The 14,407-nt window shown below is 71.9% G+C and carries 13 protein-coding genes and 1 riboswitch; of the genes, 7 read left to right on the top strand and 6 right to left on the bottom strand.

Annotated features, from left to right (window positions below):
* Positions 1–16 precede the first annotated feature (16 nt).
* From glmU to pth, 5 genes are all read left to right on the top strand, one after another.
* Positions 17–1,495 carry a bifunctional UDP-N-acetylglucosamine diphosphorylase/glucosamine-1-phosphate N-acetyltransferase GlmU gene (gene glmU / locus ACQPYE_RS03635; protein WP_498719114.1) on the top strand — a complete coding sequence of 493 codons (1,479 nt, stop codon included), beginning with the start codon at positions 17–19 and terminating at the stop codon, positions 1,493–1,495.
* 13 nt (positions 1,496–1,508) lie between these two features.
* Entirely contained in the window at positions 1,509–2,480 is a 972-nt protein-coding gene (locus ACQPYE_RS03630) for a ribose-phosphate diphosphokinase (protein ID WP_498722830.1), read from the top strand.
* A gap of 363 nt (positions 2,481–2,843) precedes the next feature.
* Entirely contained in the window at positions 2,844–3,449 is a 606-nt protein-coding gene (locus tag ACQPYE_RS03625; protein ID WP_498719113.1) for a 50S ribosomal protein L25/general stress protein Ctc, read from the top strand.
* Between the two features lie 58 nt (positions 3,450–3,507).
* Entirely contained in the window at positions 3,508–4,020 is a 513-nt protein-coding gene (locus tag ACQPYE_RS03620) for a DivIVA domain-containing protein (RefSeq protein WP_498719112.1), read from the top strand.
* Positions 4,010–4,579 carry an aminoacyl-tRNA hydrolase gene (pth, locus tag ACQPYE_RS03615; RefSeq protein WP_498719111.1) on the top strand — a complete coding sequence of 190 codons (570 nt, stop codon included), beginning with the start codon at positions 4,010–4,012 and terminating at the stop codon, positions 4,577–4,579. The genes ACQPYE_RS03620 and pth overlap by 11 nt, the downstream gene beginning before the upstream one ends.
* Positions 4,580–4,648: 69 nt before the next feature.
* Here pth and ACQPYE_RS03610 read toward each other — a convergent pair whose 3' ends face one another.
* Positions 4,649–6,298 (bottom strand): fatty acyl-AMP ligase, encoded by a 1,650-nt coding sequence (locus tag ACQPYE_RS03610; RefSeq protein WP_498719110.1) that lies wholly within the window; start codon positions 6,296–6,298, stop codon positions 4,649–4,651.
* A 107-nt stretch (positions 6,299–6,405) separates the two neighbouring features.
* On the opposite strand from ACQPYE_RS03610, the gene ACQPYE_RS03605 reads away from it, so the two are divergent.
* The gene (locus ACQPYE_RS03605; protein ID WP_498719109.1) at positions 6,406–7,749 is read left to right on the top strand and encodes a DivIVA domain-containing protein; all 1,344 of its coding nucleotides are present in this window, start codon (positions 6,406–6,408) and stop codon (positions 7,747–7,749) included.
* 181 nt (positions 7,750–7,930) lie between these two features.
* On the opposite strand, the gene ACQPYE_RS03600 is transcribed toward ACQPYE_RS03605, so the two are convergent.
* Positions 7,931–9,700 carry an ABC-F family ATP-binding cassette domain-containing protein gene (locus tag ACQPYE_RS03600; protein ID WP_498719108.1) on the bottom strand — a complete coding sequence of 590 codons (1,770 nt, stop codon included), beginning with the start codon at positions 9,698–9,700 and terminating at the stop codon, positions 7,931–7,933.
* Between the two features lie 119 nt (positions 9,701–9,819).
* Between ACQPYE_RS03600 and ACQPYE_RS03595 the strand changes: the two genes are divergently transcribed.
* The gene (locus ACQPYE_RS03595; RefSeq protein WP_498719107.1) at positions 9,820–10,212 is read left to right on the top strand and encodes a PASTA domain-containing protein; all 393 of its coding nucleotides are present in this window, start codon (positions 9,820–9,822) and stop codon (positions 10,210–10,212) included.
* A gap of 1 nt (position 10,213) precedes the next feature.
* On the opposite strand, the gene ACQPYE_RS03590 is transcribed toward ACQPYE_RS03595, so the two are convergent.
* The 4 genes from ACQPYE_RS03590 to ACQPYE_RS03575 form a co-directional block, all read right to left on the bottom strand.
* Positions 10,214–11,179 carry a 4-(cytidine 5'-diphospho)-2-C-methyl-D-erythritol kinase gene (locus ACQPYE_RS03590; RefSeq protein ID WP_498719106.1) on the bottom strand — a complete coding sequence of 322 codons (966 nt, stop codon included), beginning with the start codon at positions 11,177–11,179 and terminating at the stop codon, positions 10,214–10,216.
* A gap of 328 nt (positions 11,180–11,507) precedes the next feature.
* Complete coding sequence (locus ACQPYE_RS03585) at positions 11,508–12,314, bottom strand: MetQ/NlpA family ABC transporter substrate-binding protein (protein ID WP_498719105.1); 807 nt, start codon at positions 12,312–12,314, stop codon at positions 11,508–11,510.
* A gap of 28 nt (positions 12,315–12,342) precedes the next feature.
* Positions 12,343–13,026, bottom strand: coding sequence for a methionine ABC transporter permease (locus ACQPYE_RS03580; RefSeq protein WP_498719104.1), 684 nt, complete (start codon positions 13,024–13,026; stop codon positions 12,343–12,345).
* Positions 13,023–14,033: a methionine ABC transporter ATP-binding protein gene (locus ACQPYE_RS03575; protein WP_123744188.1), complete on the bottom strand. Its 1,011-nt coding sequence runs from the start codon at positions 14,031–14,033 to the stop codon at positions 13,023–13,025. The genes ACQPYE_RS03580 and ACQPYE_RS03575 overlap by 4 nt, the downstream gene beginning before the upstream one ends.
* Positions 14,034–14,235: 202 nt before the next feature.
* Positions 14,236–14,328: riboswitch (SAM riboswitch) on the bottom strand.
* Between the last annotated feature and the right edge of the window lie 79 nt (positions 14,329–14,407).

Here is a 14,407-nt window from a genome sequence, read left to right as displayed (position 1 = left end):
GCTAGGGAGAGCGCTGATGCTCGAGGGTGTCCCCACCCCAGTCAGCACGATCGTCCTCGCAGCGGGTGAAGGCACCCGCATGCGCTCAGCCACCCCGAAGGTCTTGCACCGCGTCGCGGGCCGTTCCCTGGTGGAGCACGCCGTGCGCGCCGCCGCGGGCACCGGCCCGGACCACCTCGCCGTCGTGGTCGGCCACGGCCGCGCCGCGGTCGCCGACCACCTCGACAGCCTCTCCACCGCGCTGGACCGCAAGGTCACCGTGGCGGTGCAGGAGGAGCAGAAGGGCACCGGGCACGCGGTCGGCTGCGGCCTGGCCGAGTTGCCCGCCGACCTCGGCGGCACCGTCGTGGTGACCTACGGCGACGTGCCGCTGCTGGACGCGGAGACGTTGCGCGGGCTGCTCGCCGAGCACGGCGCGCGCGGCAACGCCGTCACCGTGCTGACCGCCGTGGTGGCCGACCCCACCGGGTACGGGCGGATCGTGCGGTCCGCGGACGGCTCGGTCGAGGGCATCGTGGAGCAGAAGGACGCCACGCCCGGGCAGTTGGCGATCACCGAGATCAACTCCGGGGTGTACGCCTTCGACGCGGCCGTGCTGCGCGACGGGCTGTCCCGGCTGTCCACCGACAACGCGCAGGGCGAGCTGTACCTGACCGACGTGCTGACCATCGCGCGCGGCGACGGTCGGCGCGTGGGCGCGCTCGTGACGTCGGACGCCTGGCTGGTCGAGGGCGTGAACGACCGCGTGCAGCTGGCCAGGCTGGGCGCCGAGCTCAACCGCAGGCTGGTGGAGGCGGCGATGCGCTCGGGCGTGACCGTGGTCGACCCGGCCACCACGTGGCTGGACGCCGACGTGCGGCTGGAGCGGGACGTGCTGGTCGAGCCGAACGTGCAGCTGCGGGCGGGCACCACCGTCGGCGAGGGCGCGGTCGTCGGTCCGGACACCACGCTGTCGGCGTGCGTGGTCGGCGCGGGCGCGACCGTGGTGCGCGCGCACGGCTCCGGCGCGGAGATCGGCGCCGGCGCGTCCGTCGGCCCGTTCGCCTACCTGCGGCCGGGCACCCGGCTCGGCGAGCGCGGCAAGATCGGCACCTTCGTGGAGACGAAGAACTCCGACATCGGCGCCGGCAGCAAGGTGCCGCACCTGAGCTACATCGGCGACACCACCATCGGCGAGCACTCCAACATCGGCGCGGCCAGCGTCACCGTCAACTACGACGGCGTGAACAAGCACCGGACCACGATCGGGTCCTACTGCCGCACCGGTTCCGACAACATGTTCGTCGCGCCGGTCACCGTCGGCGACGGCGCGTACACCGGCGCGGGGACCGTGGTGCGGCGCGACGTGCCGCCCGGCGCGCTGGCCGTGTCCGGCGGACCCCAGCGCAACCTGGACGGATGGGTGGTGTCCCGCCGCGCGGGCACACCTTCGGCCGAAGCGGCGGAGCGCGCCCTGACGCCCGAGAATGCAGGCACAACCGATGAAGGGCGCTGACGTGAACCCCACGATGGCCGGGACACCCAAGAAGAACCTGATGCTCTTCGGCGGGCGGGCCTACCCCGAGCTGACCGAGCAGGTGGCCAAGCACCTGAACGTGTCGGTGACCCCGCAGTCGGCGTACGACTTCGCCAACGGCGAGATCTTCGTGCGGTTCGAGGAGAGCGTGCGCGGCTGCGACGCGTTCGTCATCCAGTCGCACTGCGCACCCATCAACCAGTGGCTGATGGAGCAGCTGATCATGGTGGACGCGCTCAAGCGCGCGTCCGCGAAGCGCATCACCGTGATCATGCCGTTCTACCCGTACGCGCGGCAGGACAAGAAGCACCGCGGCCGGGAGCCGATCTCGGCCCGGCTGGTGGCGGACATGTTCAAGACCGCGGGCGCGGACCGGCTGGTGTCGGTGGACCTGCACACCTCGCAGATCCAGGGCTTCTTCGACGGCCCGGTGGACCACCTGTGGGCCATGCCGCTGCTGGCCGAGCACATCCGGGGCAAGTACGCGGGCCGCGAGATCACCGTCGTCTCCCCCGACGCCGGCCGCACCAAGCTGGCCGAGAAGTGGGCGGACACGCTGGGCGGCACGCCGATCGCGTTCATCCACAAGACCCGCGACCCGCTGCGGCCGAACGAGGTCGTGGCCAACCGGGTCGTCGGCCAGGTCGAGGGCCGGCTGTGCGTCGTCATCGACGACATGATCGACACCGGCGGCACCATCACCAAGGCCGTGGACCAGCTCCTCTCCGAGGGCGCGTCGGACGTCGTCATCGCGGCCACCCACCCGGTCCTGTCGGGTCCCGCCGTGGAGCGGCTGCGCGACTGCGGCGCGCGTGAGGTCGTGTTCACCGACACCCTCCCGATCCCGGCGGAGAAGCGCTTCGACGCCATGACCGTGCTGCCGATCGCCCCCCTGCTGGCCCGCGTGATCCAGGAGGTCTTCGAGGACGGCTCGGTGACCTCCCTGTTCGACGGCAACGCCTGACACCCCGCTCGACCCGACTCGCCCGTTCCGGACGCAGGACTCCCCCGCGTGTCCTACCTCCGGAACGGGCGAGTCCTACGTTCAGGGCTCGTGAGTCCTACGTTCAGGACCCCCGAATTCACCGTTCGCGACGGTCGGAGCGAGCCGTTCAGGCCCCCGATTAGGCCTTGTCCGGCGGTCGGGCCTACACTGGCCAGGTTGCCTCGGCGAGGGCGAGCATCACGCTCGGCGTGATCGACGCGGCGGTTGTGATGCCGCGCGTGTTCACCCTCCGCGCCGCCCGCCGCCGCAGGCCAACCCCCGCTCGCCCCGCCGACGTACCCGCCGACGTTTACCAGGCCAGACCGTTAGGAGAGCCCCACCGTGTCCGAGGTCCGTCTCGCCGCAGAGCAGCGCACCGAGTTCGGCAAGGGCGCCGCCCGCCGCACCCGCCGCGCCGGCAAGATCCCCGCGGTGCTCTACGGCCACGGTTCCGACCCGAAGCACCTGGCCCTGCCGGCGCTCGAGTTCGCCCGTGTTGTCCGCGAGCACGGTCAGAACGCAGTTCTCACGCTGGACATCGAGTCCTCCACCGAGCTGGCACTGACCAAGACCGTCACCACGCACCCCATCAAGAACTACATCGAGCACGTCGACCTGCTGCTCGTGCGGCGGGGTGAGAAGGTCACCATCGAGGTGCCGATCGTCCTCACCGGCGACGCCGCCGCGGCGACCCTGCTCACGCAGGACCTCACCACCGTCCAGGTGGAGGCCGACGCGCTCAACATCCCCGAGCAGGTCGAGTACTCGATCGCCGGTCTCGGGGCCGGCACCCAGGTGCACGCCTCCGACCTGGTCCTGCCCGCCGGCACCACCCTGGTGACCGACGGTGAGGCGATGGTCCTCGCGATCAACGCCGCGCCGACCGCCGCCGAGGTGGCCGGTGACTCCGGCGAGGCCGCCGAGGCCGAGGCCACCGAAGAAGGCTGAGCCCATCACGTCGGGCAACTCGAACGGCACGCCTCCCCCGCCACCCGGCTGGGGTGGCGTGCCGTTCCCGTTCCTCAGTCCGGCCCAGGTGCGCGCCACCCGGTTCCCCCGCAAGAAGGGCAAGGGCTACGACCCGGCGCAGGTGGACGCGTTCGTGCTGCGCATCGCCGACGCGCTCACCGGACGTGTGCCGCTGCCCCCCGATCAGGTGCGCACGATCGTGTTCACGGAGATCGCCGGCGGTTACGACCAGCGGACCGTGGACGACTTCCTGGCCGCGTGCGAGCACCAGCTGCGGTCCGGGCACGTGCCGCCGACCACGTTGCAGACCGGCGAGGCGGTGCTGGCGGTGAAGCTGCCGCGCTCCCCGAACGGCTACGATCGCGGCGAAGTCGACGCGTTCCTCGGCCGGGCCGCCGCGGCGCTGGACGGCCGGGGGCGGATGACCTCCAGCGAGGTGCGCCACACCCGGTTCACCACCACGTCCGGACTGCGGCGGGGCTACCAGGTGCGCGCGGTGGACGCCCTGTTGGACGAGCTTGAGCAGGAGTTGCGGTTCCGTGGTCGATGACGTCGCCCTGGTCGTCGGGCTGGGCAACTCCGGTCCCAAGTACGAGGGCAACCGGCACAACGTCGGCTTCCTCGTGCTGGACGAGCTGGCCGCCCGCGCGGGCGGGAGGTTCAAGGCGCACAAGGGCGGCGCCGAGGTGGTCGAGGGCCGGTTGGCCGGACGCCGGGTCGTGCTGGCGAAGCCGCGCGGCTACATGAACACCTCCGGCGGCCCGGTGGCGGGCACGGCGAACTTCTACAAGGCGCCGCCGGCGTCGATCATCGTGGTGCACGACGAGCTGGACCTGCCGTTCGGCACGGTGCGGCTCAAGCTCGGCGGCGGCGAGAACGGGCACAACGGGCTGCGGTCGATCACGAAGTCGTTGGGCACCAAGGACTACCACCGGGTGCGGTTCGGGGTGGACCGGCCGCCGGGCCGGATGGACCCCGCCGACTACGTGCTGCGCGACTTCTCGCTGGTCGAGCGCAAGCAGCTGGCGCTGGAACTGGACCGCGCGGCGGACGCCGTGGAGGCGTTGCTGGAGCTCGGGCTGGAAGCCGCCCAGAACAAGTTCCACTGACAACGAGCTCCGCTGACGCGTCGACGGCGCGGTCGAGGCGGGTGCCGGTCGACCGCGCCGTCGGCGACGTCACGCGGTGGGCACCAGGCTCGCGGCGGCGGAACGGCGGAGCTTGCCGGACGGCGTCTTGGGCAGGCTGCCCGGCTTGAGCACGACCACGGAGAACGGCCGCAGCCCGACCGCGTCCACGACCCGCGCGCTGATCGCCTTGCTCAGCGCCCGCACCGCGTCGTCCTCACCGGCCAGCTTCGACTCGACCACCACGGCGAACCGCTCGCGCCGCGTGCCCGCGTCCAGCCGCACGGCCACCGCGTTGCCCGCCCGCACGCCCTCGACGGCGGTCGCGGCGCGTTCGATGTCCGTGGGGTAGATGTTGCGCCCACCCATGATGATCACGTCCTTGCGCCGCCCGCAGACGACGACCTGACCGTCGACCACGTAGCCCTCGTCGCCGGTGTCCAGCCAACCGTCGGCGTCCTGGGTGTCCTTCGGCCCGTCCACGGTGAGGTAGCCGGGCGTCACGGCCTCGCCGCGCACCCGCAGCTGACCGACCTCGCGCTCGCCGAGCACCGTGCCCGCGGTGTCGACCACCTGCACCTCCAGCCCCGGCAGCGGCGGCCCGAGCAGCGGGAACGCCCGCGCGTTCGGGCTGTCCGGCGACACCGGCACGGCGCGGTGGCCCGCCTCCAGCTCCTCCGGGTCCACGACGTCGACCGAGAGGCCGGTGAACACCGGCGCGAACGCCACGCCCAACGTCGTCTCCGCCATGCCGTACGCGCACAGCACGCACTCGGCGCGCAGCCCGAAGCGCTCGCCCGCGTCGGTGAACGTCTTCACCGCGGCCGGGTCGATGGGCTCGGCGCCGTTGAGCGCGATCCGCAGCTTCGACAGGTCGAACGCGCCGTCGTCCACGCCCTTCATGCGGCGGGCGGCGATGGCGTAGGCGAAGTTCGGCGCGGCCGTGATGGTGCCCTGGTAGCGGCTGATCAGGTCCGGCCACAGGGTGGGCCGGGCGAGGAAGTCGACCGGCGTGACCTTGACCAGGTCGATGCCGAACAGCATGGGCACGGTCAGGAAGCCGACCATCCCCATGTCGTGGAACAGCGGCAGCCAGGAGACCATCCGGTCGGTCTCCGGGTCGAGCTCGGCGGCGATCTCCATGGCCTTGGCGTTGGACCACAGGTTGCCGTGCGTGATGCGGACGGCCTTCGGGTCGGCCGTGGAACCGCTGGTGAGCTGCAACAGTGCGGGCAGGTCCTCGTCCACGTCGACGGGCGCCGCCAGCGGCTCGCCGTCCAGCTCGGCCAGCCTGCGGTAGGAGACGCCGTTCTCGTCCAGCACGCCCGACAGCGCGTCGAACGGCGCGCCGAGCAGCACCAGCTTCGCGCCGATCATGGTGAGCACGCGCAACGTGTCGGCGGCCCACTCGGCCAGGTCGGTGCGGGCCGTCGGCTGGTGCAGCATGGTCGTGCTGCCGCCGGCCAGCCACACCGCCTGCACTGCGGGCGCGATCTCGGCCGGGTCGCCCGCGAGCACGGCGATCGAGTCGCCGCGCGCCACCCCGTCCGCCACCAGCGCGCCCGCCACGCGGGTGGCCCGCTGGTGCACCTCCGCCCACGACCTGCGGATCGGGGCGTTCGGCTCCCCCGTGGTCATGCCACGCGCCTGTCCCCCGGCACCCGTAGCGGTTGCCACCATCGTGTCCACGAACCGGCTCATGTCCGCCAGGGTAGAGCGATCTTCCGGCGCATTGAGCCGATAGGGCGAAACATCGGGCGCTTCGTCCGGCGATACTCCCCGGTACATCACACGAAGGAGGTAATCGGGTGGCCGGATTCGACGCTCGCCGGCACCTGCCGGCACATCCGGCGCCGCTGTTGGGCGCGCAGGATCTGCGGCAGGTCGCCTTCCACCGCCCCCCGCCCGGCCAGCCCGGGTACGACGAGGGTCAGGTGGACGCCTTCCTGGACCGCCTCGAGGCGACGCTGGTCGGCCGCGACGACGTGACCGAGCAGGACGTGCGCGAGGTGCGGTTCAGACCCTCGCGGCCCGGCTACTACGCGGCCGAGGTCGACGCGTTCATGGACCTGGTGGCCGAGACGCTCGGCTCGACGCCCCAGCGGCGCCAGGCCACCGCTCCCGCGCAGGGCGCGCACGCCACGTCGACCGGGATGCGCCCGGCGGCCCGGCTGACGCCGCAGGACGTGCGCGGTGTGCGGTTCCACAAGCCGAGACCGGGGAACCGGGGTTACCACGAGGGCGAGATCGACGCGTTCCTCGACCGGATCGAGGACACCCTGGCGGGTCGTGACGACCTGACCGCCCGGGAAGTGCAGGACTTCGAGTTCAGCTTCGCCCCGCCGGGGCAGGTGGGGTACGACGAGGACGACGTGGACACCTTCCTCGACCTCGTCGTGGTGACGTTGGAGCGGATGCCGGCCTGGGCCGGACCTCCCGCTGCCGCCGTTCCCCGCACTCCCCTCGCCTCCTCCGCCCTGGCTCCTCCCGCTTCCTCTGCTCCCTCCGCTCTCCGCACGCCTCCCGCCCCTCTTGCCCCTCTCGCGCCTCTTGCCACTCCCGCTTCTCCCTCCTCTCCCCCGCCTCCCTTGCGGCCTCGTCCCGGTCCGGGCACGCGCCCGTTGACCGCTCGCGACGTCCGCACCGCCGCCTTCGGCAAGCCGCCGCGCGGCCGGCGCGGCTACCAGGAGTCGCAGGTCGACAAGTTCCTGGACCGGATCGAGAACACGCTGCTGGGGCAGGACGACCTGACCGCGCGCGAGGTCCGCGAGGTCCGCTTCAGCCGGCCCATGTTCGGCCGGCGCGGGTACGACGAGACCGAGGTGGACGCGTTCCTGGCGCGGGTGGAGAGGCAGTTGGGCGACGGACCGCCACGACCCGACCCGATCCCGCCGATCACGTCGTGGAAGCAGCTGCGGGCGATCAAGATCCCGTCGGCGGGGCCGGCGCAACGCGGGTACCGGACGTCCCAGGTGGACCGGGTGCTGGAGGAGGTCGGCATCGCGCTCGACGGCATGCTCGGCGCGTCGTCGGAGGAGGTGGCGACGACGAAGTTCGCCACGTCGTTGATGGCGGGCCAGGGCTACGACTGCGCTTTCGTCGACGAGCTGATGCCCCTGCTCACCGCCGAACTCCGCCGCCGCAACCGCTGACCCCTTCGCGAGAGTCCTACCTTCAGCCCGCGAGAGTCCTACGTTCACAGTGCGAGAGTCCTACGCTCACGCACCCCGAGTTCAACGCTCGGACCGACCGTCCGGTCTGCCGAGTGGTGAACTCAGGTGCGCTGAACGCAGGACTCTCGCGGCGTGAACGTAGGACTCTCGCGCGGGATGGTCAGGCTTCGGCGGATTCGGCGGCGGACAGCCACTGGGTCTCGACGTCCTCGGCCTCGGCCATCACGGCCTTCAGCTCGGCGTCCAGGGCCAGCAGTCGTTCCGGGTCGGTGGCCGCCTCGGCGAGTGCCGCGTGCAGCTTGGCTTCCTTCTTCTGCAACGTCTCCAGGCGCCGTTCCAGGCGGGACAGCTCCTTGCGCGCCGCGCGCTGGTCCGCCGCCGAAGACAGCCCGGACGTCGGCTTCGCGCTCGGCACGGCGGCGACCTCCCTCTGCTTGTCCCGCCGCCGCAGGTACTCCTCGATCCCGCCCGGCAGGTCCGTCAGCCCACCGTCGCCGAACAGCGCCACCACCTTGTCGCACACCCGTTCCACCAGGTAGCGGTCGTGCGAGATCACCACCAGCGTGCCCGGCCACGAGTCGAGCAGGTCCTCGAGCTGTTGCAGCGTGTCGATGTCCAGGTCGTTGGTCGGCTCGTCCAGCAGCAGCACGTTCGGCTCGGCCATCAGCAGCCGGCACAGTTGCAACCGCCGCCGCTCGCCGCCGGACAGGTCGCCGACCGGCGTCCACTGCTTCTGCGACGAGAACCCGAACCGCTCGGCCAGCTGCGACGCCGACATCTCCTGCTTGCCCAGCACCACCCGCCGCGCGATCTCCTCGACGGCCTCCAGCACCCGCATCGACCCGTCCAGGTCGTGCAGCTCCTGGCTGAGGTGCGCGAGCTTCACCGTCTGCCCCTGCACGCGCCGGCCGGTCTCCAGCTCCCGCTCACCGGCCAGCGCCCGCAGCAACGTCGTCTTGCCCGACCCGTTCACGCCGACGATCCCGACCCGGTCACCGGGCCCGATCCGCCACGTCAGGTCGCGCACCAGCACCCGGTCGGGCACGGTCAGCGTCGCGTCCTCCAGCTCCAGCACCGTGCGCCCGAGCCGGCGCTTGGCGAACGCCAGCAGCTCCACCGAGTCGCGCGGCGGCGGCACGTCGGAGATCAGCGCCTCGGCGGCGTCGATGCGGTAGCGGGGCTTGGACGTGCGGGCGGGCGCGCCACGCCGCAGCCACGCCAGCTCCTTGCGGGCCAGGTTGCGGCGCTTCTCCTCCAGCGTGTCGGCGAGCCGACCGCGTTCGGCGCGGGCGAAGATCCAGTCCGCGTAGCCGCCCTCGTACTGCTCGACGCGACCGCCGACGACCTCCCACGTGCGGCTGCACACCGTGTCCAGGAACCACCGGTCGTGTGTCACCACGACGAGTGCCGTGCGACGGGCCAGCAGGTGCTCCGCCAGCCACCGCACGCCCTCGACGTCGAGGTGGTTGGTCGGCTCGTCCAGCACGACCAGGTCCAGGTCCTGCACGAGGGCCGCCGCCAGCGCCACCCGTCGCCGCTCGCCGCCGGACATCGTGGCGACCGGCGAGTCCAGCCCGAACCCGGTGATGCCGATCCCGTCGAGGATCGACCGCACCCGCGCGTCGGAGGCCCACTCGTGCTCGGAGTCGAACCCGAGCGGGTCGATCACGGCGTTGCGCACCGTCGACCCCTCGGCCAGCTCGGTGCGCTGCGTGACCACGGCCATGCGCAGACCGCGGTTCTGGCTGACGCGCCCCTCGTCCGGCGCGGCGAGCCCGGCCAGCACCTCCAGCAGCGTCGTCTTGCCGCCGCCGTTGAGCCCGACGACCCCGATCCGGTCGCCTTCGCCGACGCCGAGGGACACGCCGTCGAGCAGCGGACGCACGCCGAACGACTTGGAGACGTTCTCCAAGTTGACCAAGTTGGCCATGTACCAGCACCTTCATCGAGAACGGGGGTGACAACGCAGTACGCCAGCCTAGCTATCGCGCCGGTAACGACGTCCCGGCCGGGTTCGACGTACCGGCTACCACCGAGGCAGGGAGTCCGATGTCACAGCTCAGACGGGTCGTCGGCGCGTTAGCCGTCCTGTTGGCCGCCGGATGCGGCGCCACGACCACTCCACCCGCGGGCACGACCACCACGACCGCGGTGATCGTTCCTACGGTGACCGCTCCTGCGGTGACGGAGCCACCTCCGACCGTGACGCGGCCCGCGAAGACGTGCACGGTGCCGGACGTGGTCGGCATGGTCCACCAAGCCGCCCAGGACACCATGCAGGCCGCCGGCCTGTACCGGCTGCGCGAGGAGGACGCGACCGGGCAGGGGCGCCTGCTGGTGGTCGACCGCAACTGGACCACCACCGCGCAGAGCGTCCCGGCCGGTCAGGTGGTCGACTGCGACACCGAGGTCACCCTGGCGGCGAAGAAGACGGGCGAGTAGGTCACGCGTGCACCTCGGGCGGGATCGGCCGGGGTGCTTCCTCGGTGCCGATGACGCGGGCGCCGTGCACCGGTCCTTGCGCCACGCGCACCGTCCGGCAGACGCCCGCGCCCGCCAGTTCGGCCGCCACGCGCACCGCCGAGTCGCCGTCCGTGCAGAGGAACGCGCAGGTCGGGCCGGATCCGGACACCATGCCGGCCAACGCGCCCGCGTTCACGCCCGCGCGCAGCGTGCGGCGCAGGTTGGGGCGCAGCGACACGGCGGCGGCCTGCAGGTCGTTGCCGAGGAGCAGGGCGAGCTGGCGCGGGTCGCCGGAGGACAGGCCTTCGAGCACGGCTTCCGCCTCGCCGACGCGGGGCGGGTCGCCGTCGGCGCGCAGCCGGTCCAGCTCGTCGAACACCTCGGGCGTGGCCAGGCCGCGCCGGTCGAACGCCAGCACCCAGTGGAACGTGTGGCGGGACAGCACGGGCACGATCCGGTCGCCGCGGTCGGTGCCGAGGGCCGTGCCGCCGTAGATGGCGAACGGGACGTCCGCGCCGATCTTGCCCGCGACGCCGGCCAGCTCGTCCCGGCTGATCTCCAGCCGCCACAGCGAGGCCAGGCCGACGAGCGTCGCCGCCGCGTCCGCGCTGCCGCCCGCCATGCCACCGGCGACGGGGATGGACTTGCGGATGACGATGCGGACCTTCGGGTCGTCCGGGTCGCGGCCGACGTGCTGGGCCAGCGCCCGCACCGCCCGCCACGCCAGGTTGGACGCGCCGGTGGGCACCGAGTCGGCGCCCTCGCCGTGCACCTCGACGCCGGGGTCCTCGGCGATGGCGACGGTCACCTCGTCGGTCAGCGACAAGGCCTGGAAGATCGTCACCAGGTCGTGGTAGCCGTCCGCGCGGGAGTCGCCTACGGCCAGGTGCAGGTTGACCTTGGCCGGGACGCGGACGATGACCGGGGGTGGGACGACAGCGAGCACGCCATGAAGCCTACGGGCGTTTCCGGGTCGCCCGCTCCCACCGACCGCTGACCTGCGGCGAAAGACACTTCCGGCCCGCTCTTCTCGCAGTTGTCCACAGCCCGACCCCACCCTGACCCGCTTTGTCGGACCTCTGGGGCAGGATCAAAGCAGGGGTCCCCTTGGCGGGGACCCCTGCGAAGCATTCGCCCTTCGGGCAGCGCACCGGGCCGGACACCCGGCCGGACGACGGCTCAGGCCGGCTGATCAGCCGACCCACGGCGCCTGAGCGTTGAACTCAGGTGTCCTGAACGTAGGACACGGTCGTTCTGAACGTAGGACTCGCGGGTCAGACGGCGAGGACGGAGCCCGAGAAGGTCTCCTTGATGTAGTCCTTGACCTCCTGGGACTGGAGCAGGGCCAGCAGGTCCTTGATCCGCGGGTCGTCCTTCAGCTCGGACCGGGTGACCAGGCCGTTCGCGTTCGGGTTGCCCTCGGCCTTCTCCAGCGCCAACGCGTCGGACGCGGGCTTCAGGCCGGCGTCGATGGCGTAGTTGCCGTTCACCACGGACGCGTCCGTGTCGTCCAGGGACCGGGGCAGCTGCGCGGCCTCCAGCTCGACGAACTCCAGCCCGCGCGGGTTCTCCGCGATGTCCCGGATGGTCGCCGTCTTCTCCGTACCCGGCGTGACCTTGATCAGCCCGTTGTCCTGCAGCAGCTTCAGGCCGCGCGCCTCGTTCGTCGCGTCGTTCGCCACGGCCACCCGGGCGCCGGACGGCAGGTCGGCCAGCGACTTGTGCTTCTTCGAGTACACGCCGAGCGGCTCGATGTGCACCGGCCCGATCCACTCCAGCGACGCGCCGCTCTCCGCCTTGAACGTGTCCAGGTACGGCACGGTCTGGAAGTAGTTCGCGTCCAGCGACCCGTCCACCAGCGCCGTGTTCGGCTGCACGTAGTCGGTGAACTCGACGATCTCGACCTTGAGCCCCTTGGCCGCGGCCAGGTTGTCCGCGACGTACTGGAGGACCTGGGCGTGCGGCACCGGGCTCACACCCACCTTGAGCGGCGCGGCCGGGTCGGACGCGGCGCCGGTGTCGCCACTACCGCAGCCCACCGCGGTCAGCAGCACGGCCAGCAGGGCAGCACGAATACGCATTTCATTCCTTAGGTGAGGAGAAAGACGATCAGACGGACGCGGTGCGGCGGCGGTCGACGCCGCGGGCCACGCGGTTGGTGGTGAACTGGATCGTGGTGGCGATGACCGCCAGCACGACGACCGTGCTCCACAGGTAGCGGTCGTTGAACCGCTGGTAGCCCATGCGCACGGCGAGGTCGCCGAGCCCTCCGCCGCCGACCACCCCGGCCATCGCCGAGTAGCCCAGCAGCGCGATCGCGGTCACGCCGATGGCGTTGACCAGGGCGGGCAACGACTCGCGGAGCAGCACGCTGCGCACGATCCGCAGCGTGGACGAACCGGTGGTGACGGCGGCCTCGACCACCGACACGTGCACCTCGGCCAGCACGTTCTGGACCAGCCTGCCGACGAACGGGATCGCGCCCACGGCGAGCGGCACGATGGCCGCCGTCGGCCCGATGGTGCTGCCCAGCAGCAGCCTCGTCAGCGAGGTCAGCACCACCAGCAGGACCAGGAACGGCATGGAACGGCCGAGGTCGACGACGAACCCGAGCACCTTGTGCAACACCGGCCGGGGCTTCAGCCCACCGGGAGCGGTGAGCTGGAGCCAGATGCCGACGGGCGCTCCGAGCAGCACCGCGATCAGGGTGGAGACGACCACCATGTACAACGTCTCGCCGGTGGCGACCAGCAGGTCGTCGAACACGATGGACCAGGGTGTTGCGGACCTCACGCAGCTACTCCCTGAGGACCCGAGAGGGTCCGGCGCACCGAGCCGCCCGCTTCCGAGATCCACTCCAGCGCCGAGTCGGCGCGCTCGCCCTTCAGCCCGACGCGGAACCGCGCCACGGGGGTCTCGCCCAGCCTGGTCAGGCCGCCGCCGAGCAGGTTCAGCTCCACGCCGAACCGGCTGGTGGCCTCCGGCAGCAGCGCGCCCACGGCGGCGAAGCCGATCAGCACCACGTCCGCGACCCGGTCGAACGAGCCTTCCAGGGCCGGGTTCTGGTCGACGGCCGGCAACAGCGACGCGGCGGTGCGGCTCGCGGCGTCCGACACCAGGTCGAGCACCTTGCCGTGCTCCACCACGCGGCCGTCCTCCAGCACCGCGACGTCGTCGCAGATCTTCCGGACCACGCCCATGTCGTGCGTGACCACGAGCACCGTCACGCCGAGCTCGGCGCGCGCCCGGTCGAGCACGGCGAGCACGGAGCCGGTGGTGTCGGGGTCGAGCGCGGAGGTCGGCTCGTCGGCCAGCAGCACGGACGGCGACGCGGCGAGCGCCCGCGCGACCGCGATCCGCTGGCGCTGCCCGCCGGAGAGCTGGTCGGGGTACGAGCCGGCCTTGTCGGTCAGGCCGACGAGGTCGAGGAGTTCGGCGACGCGGGTGCGGCGCTGGGGCCCGGCCACGCCCGCGGCTTCCAGCGGCAGCGCGACGTTGCCCGCGGCGGTGCGCTGGCGCAGCAGGGAATCCCCTTGCGGCACAACGCCGATCTGCCGGCGGGCGGCGCGCAGCGCGGTGCCGTCGAGCGAGACGAGGTCGGTGCCGTCGACGCGGATCGCGCCGCTGTCGGGGCGCTCCAGGAGCGCGACGCACCGGGCCAGGGTGGACTTGCCCGCCCCGCTGGGGCCGACGACGCCGAGCACGGTGCCCGCGGCGACGTCCAGGTTCACGCCGTCCAGCGCGCGAACCTGCCCGGTACTCCCGGGGAAGGTCTTGGTGAGGTTCTCGACAGTGATCACGTTTTCGCTCCACGACGGCATGCGGCAGCACACGCTCATGGCGTGCGTGACCGACGGCTCAGCTCGGAAAGGTGTCCTGGGTGAAGGACTCGGGGATTCGAGGTGCCTGCGGCTGGTCAGCGGCTGCGACAGGCCGACGAGGTCCGGCGGCCGTGGTCGACGACCCGCCGGCGGGTGAGCGTTCGCATCCTGGGCACGTGATCCTCCATCGTTCCTGGCGGAAGCACCTGCCCCCGTGGAGGGGTGGTTGCTGCGGCGTCGTAGAGCCAGGTCTCTCGGCCGCTCGGGATGGCACCACGAGTAGACCTGACCAGGACCGGCTGACGCAAGCCCGAAACAGGATCGTCCGGCAAATCACACTTTCGGCCGAAAGA

Origin of the sequence: Actinosynnema sp. CA-299493, assembly GCF_050946825.1 — a bacterium.
GTDB lineage: Bacteria > Actinomycetota > Actinomycetes > Mycobacteriales > Pseudonocardiaceae > Actinosynnema.
This window is presented reverse-complemented; position numbering and strand designations above follow the sequence as displayed.

Coding starts and splice junctions, on each gene's coding strand:
- glmU (WP_498719114.1), top strand. CDS start 17: ATGCTCGAGGGTGTCCCCACCCCAGTCAGCACGATCGTCCTCGCAGCG.
- ACQPYE_RS03630 (WP_498722830.1), top strand. CDS start 1,509: ATGGCCGGGACACCCAAGAAGAACCTGATGCTCTTCGGCGGGCGGGCC.
- ACQPYE_RS03610 (WP_498719110.1), bottom strand. CDS start 6,298: ATGAGCCGGTTCGTGGACACGATGGTGGCAACCGCTACGGGTGCCGGG.
- ACQPYE_RS03600 (WP_498719108.1), bottom strand. CDS start 9,700: ATGGCCAACTTGGTCAACTTGGAGAACGTCTCCAAGTCGTTCGGCGTG.
- ACQPYE_RS03595 (WP_498719107.1), top strand. CDS start 9,820: ATGTCACAGCTCAGACGGGTCGTCGGCGCGTTAGCCGTCCTGTTGGCC.
- ACQPYE_RS03585 (WP_498719105.1), bottom strand. CDS start 12,314: ATGCGTATTCGTGCTGCCCTGCTGGCCGTGCTGCTGACCGCGGTGGGC.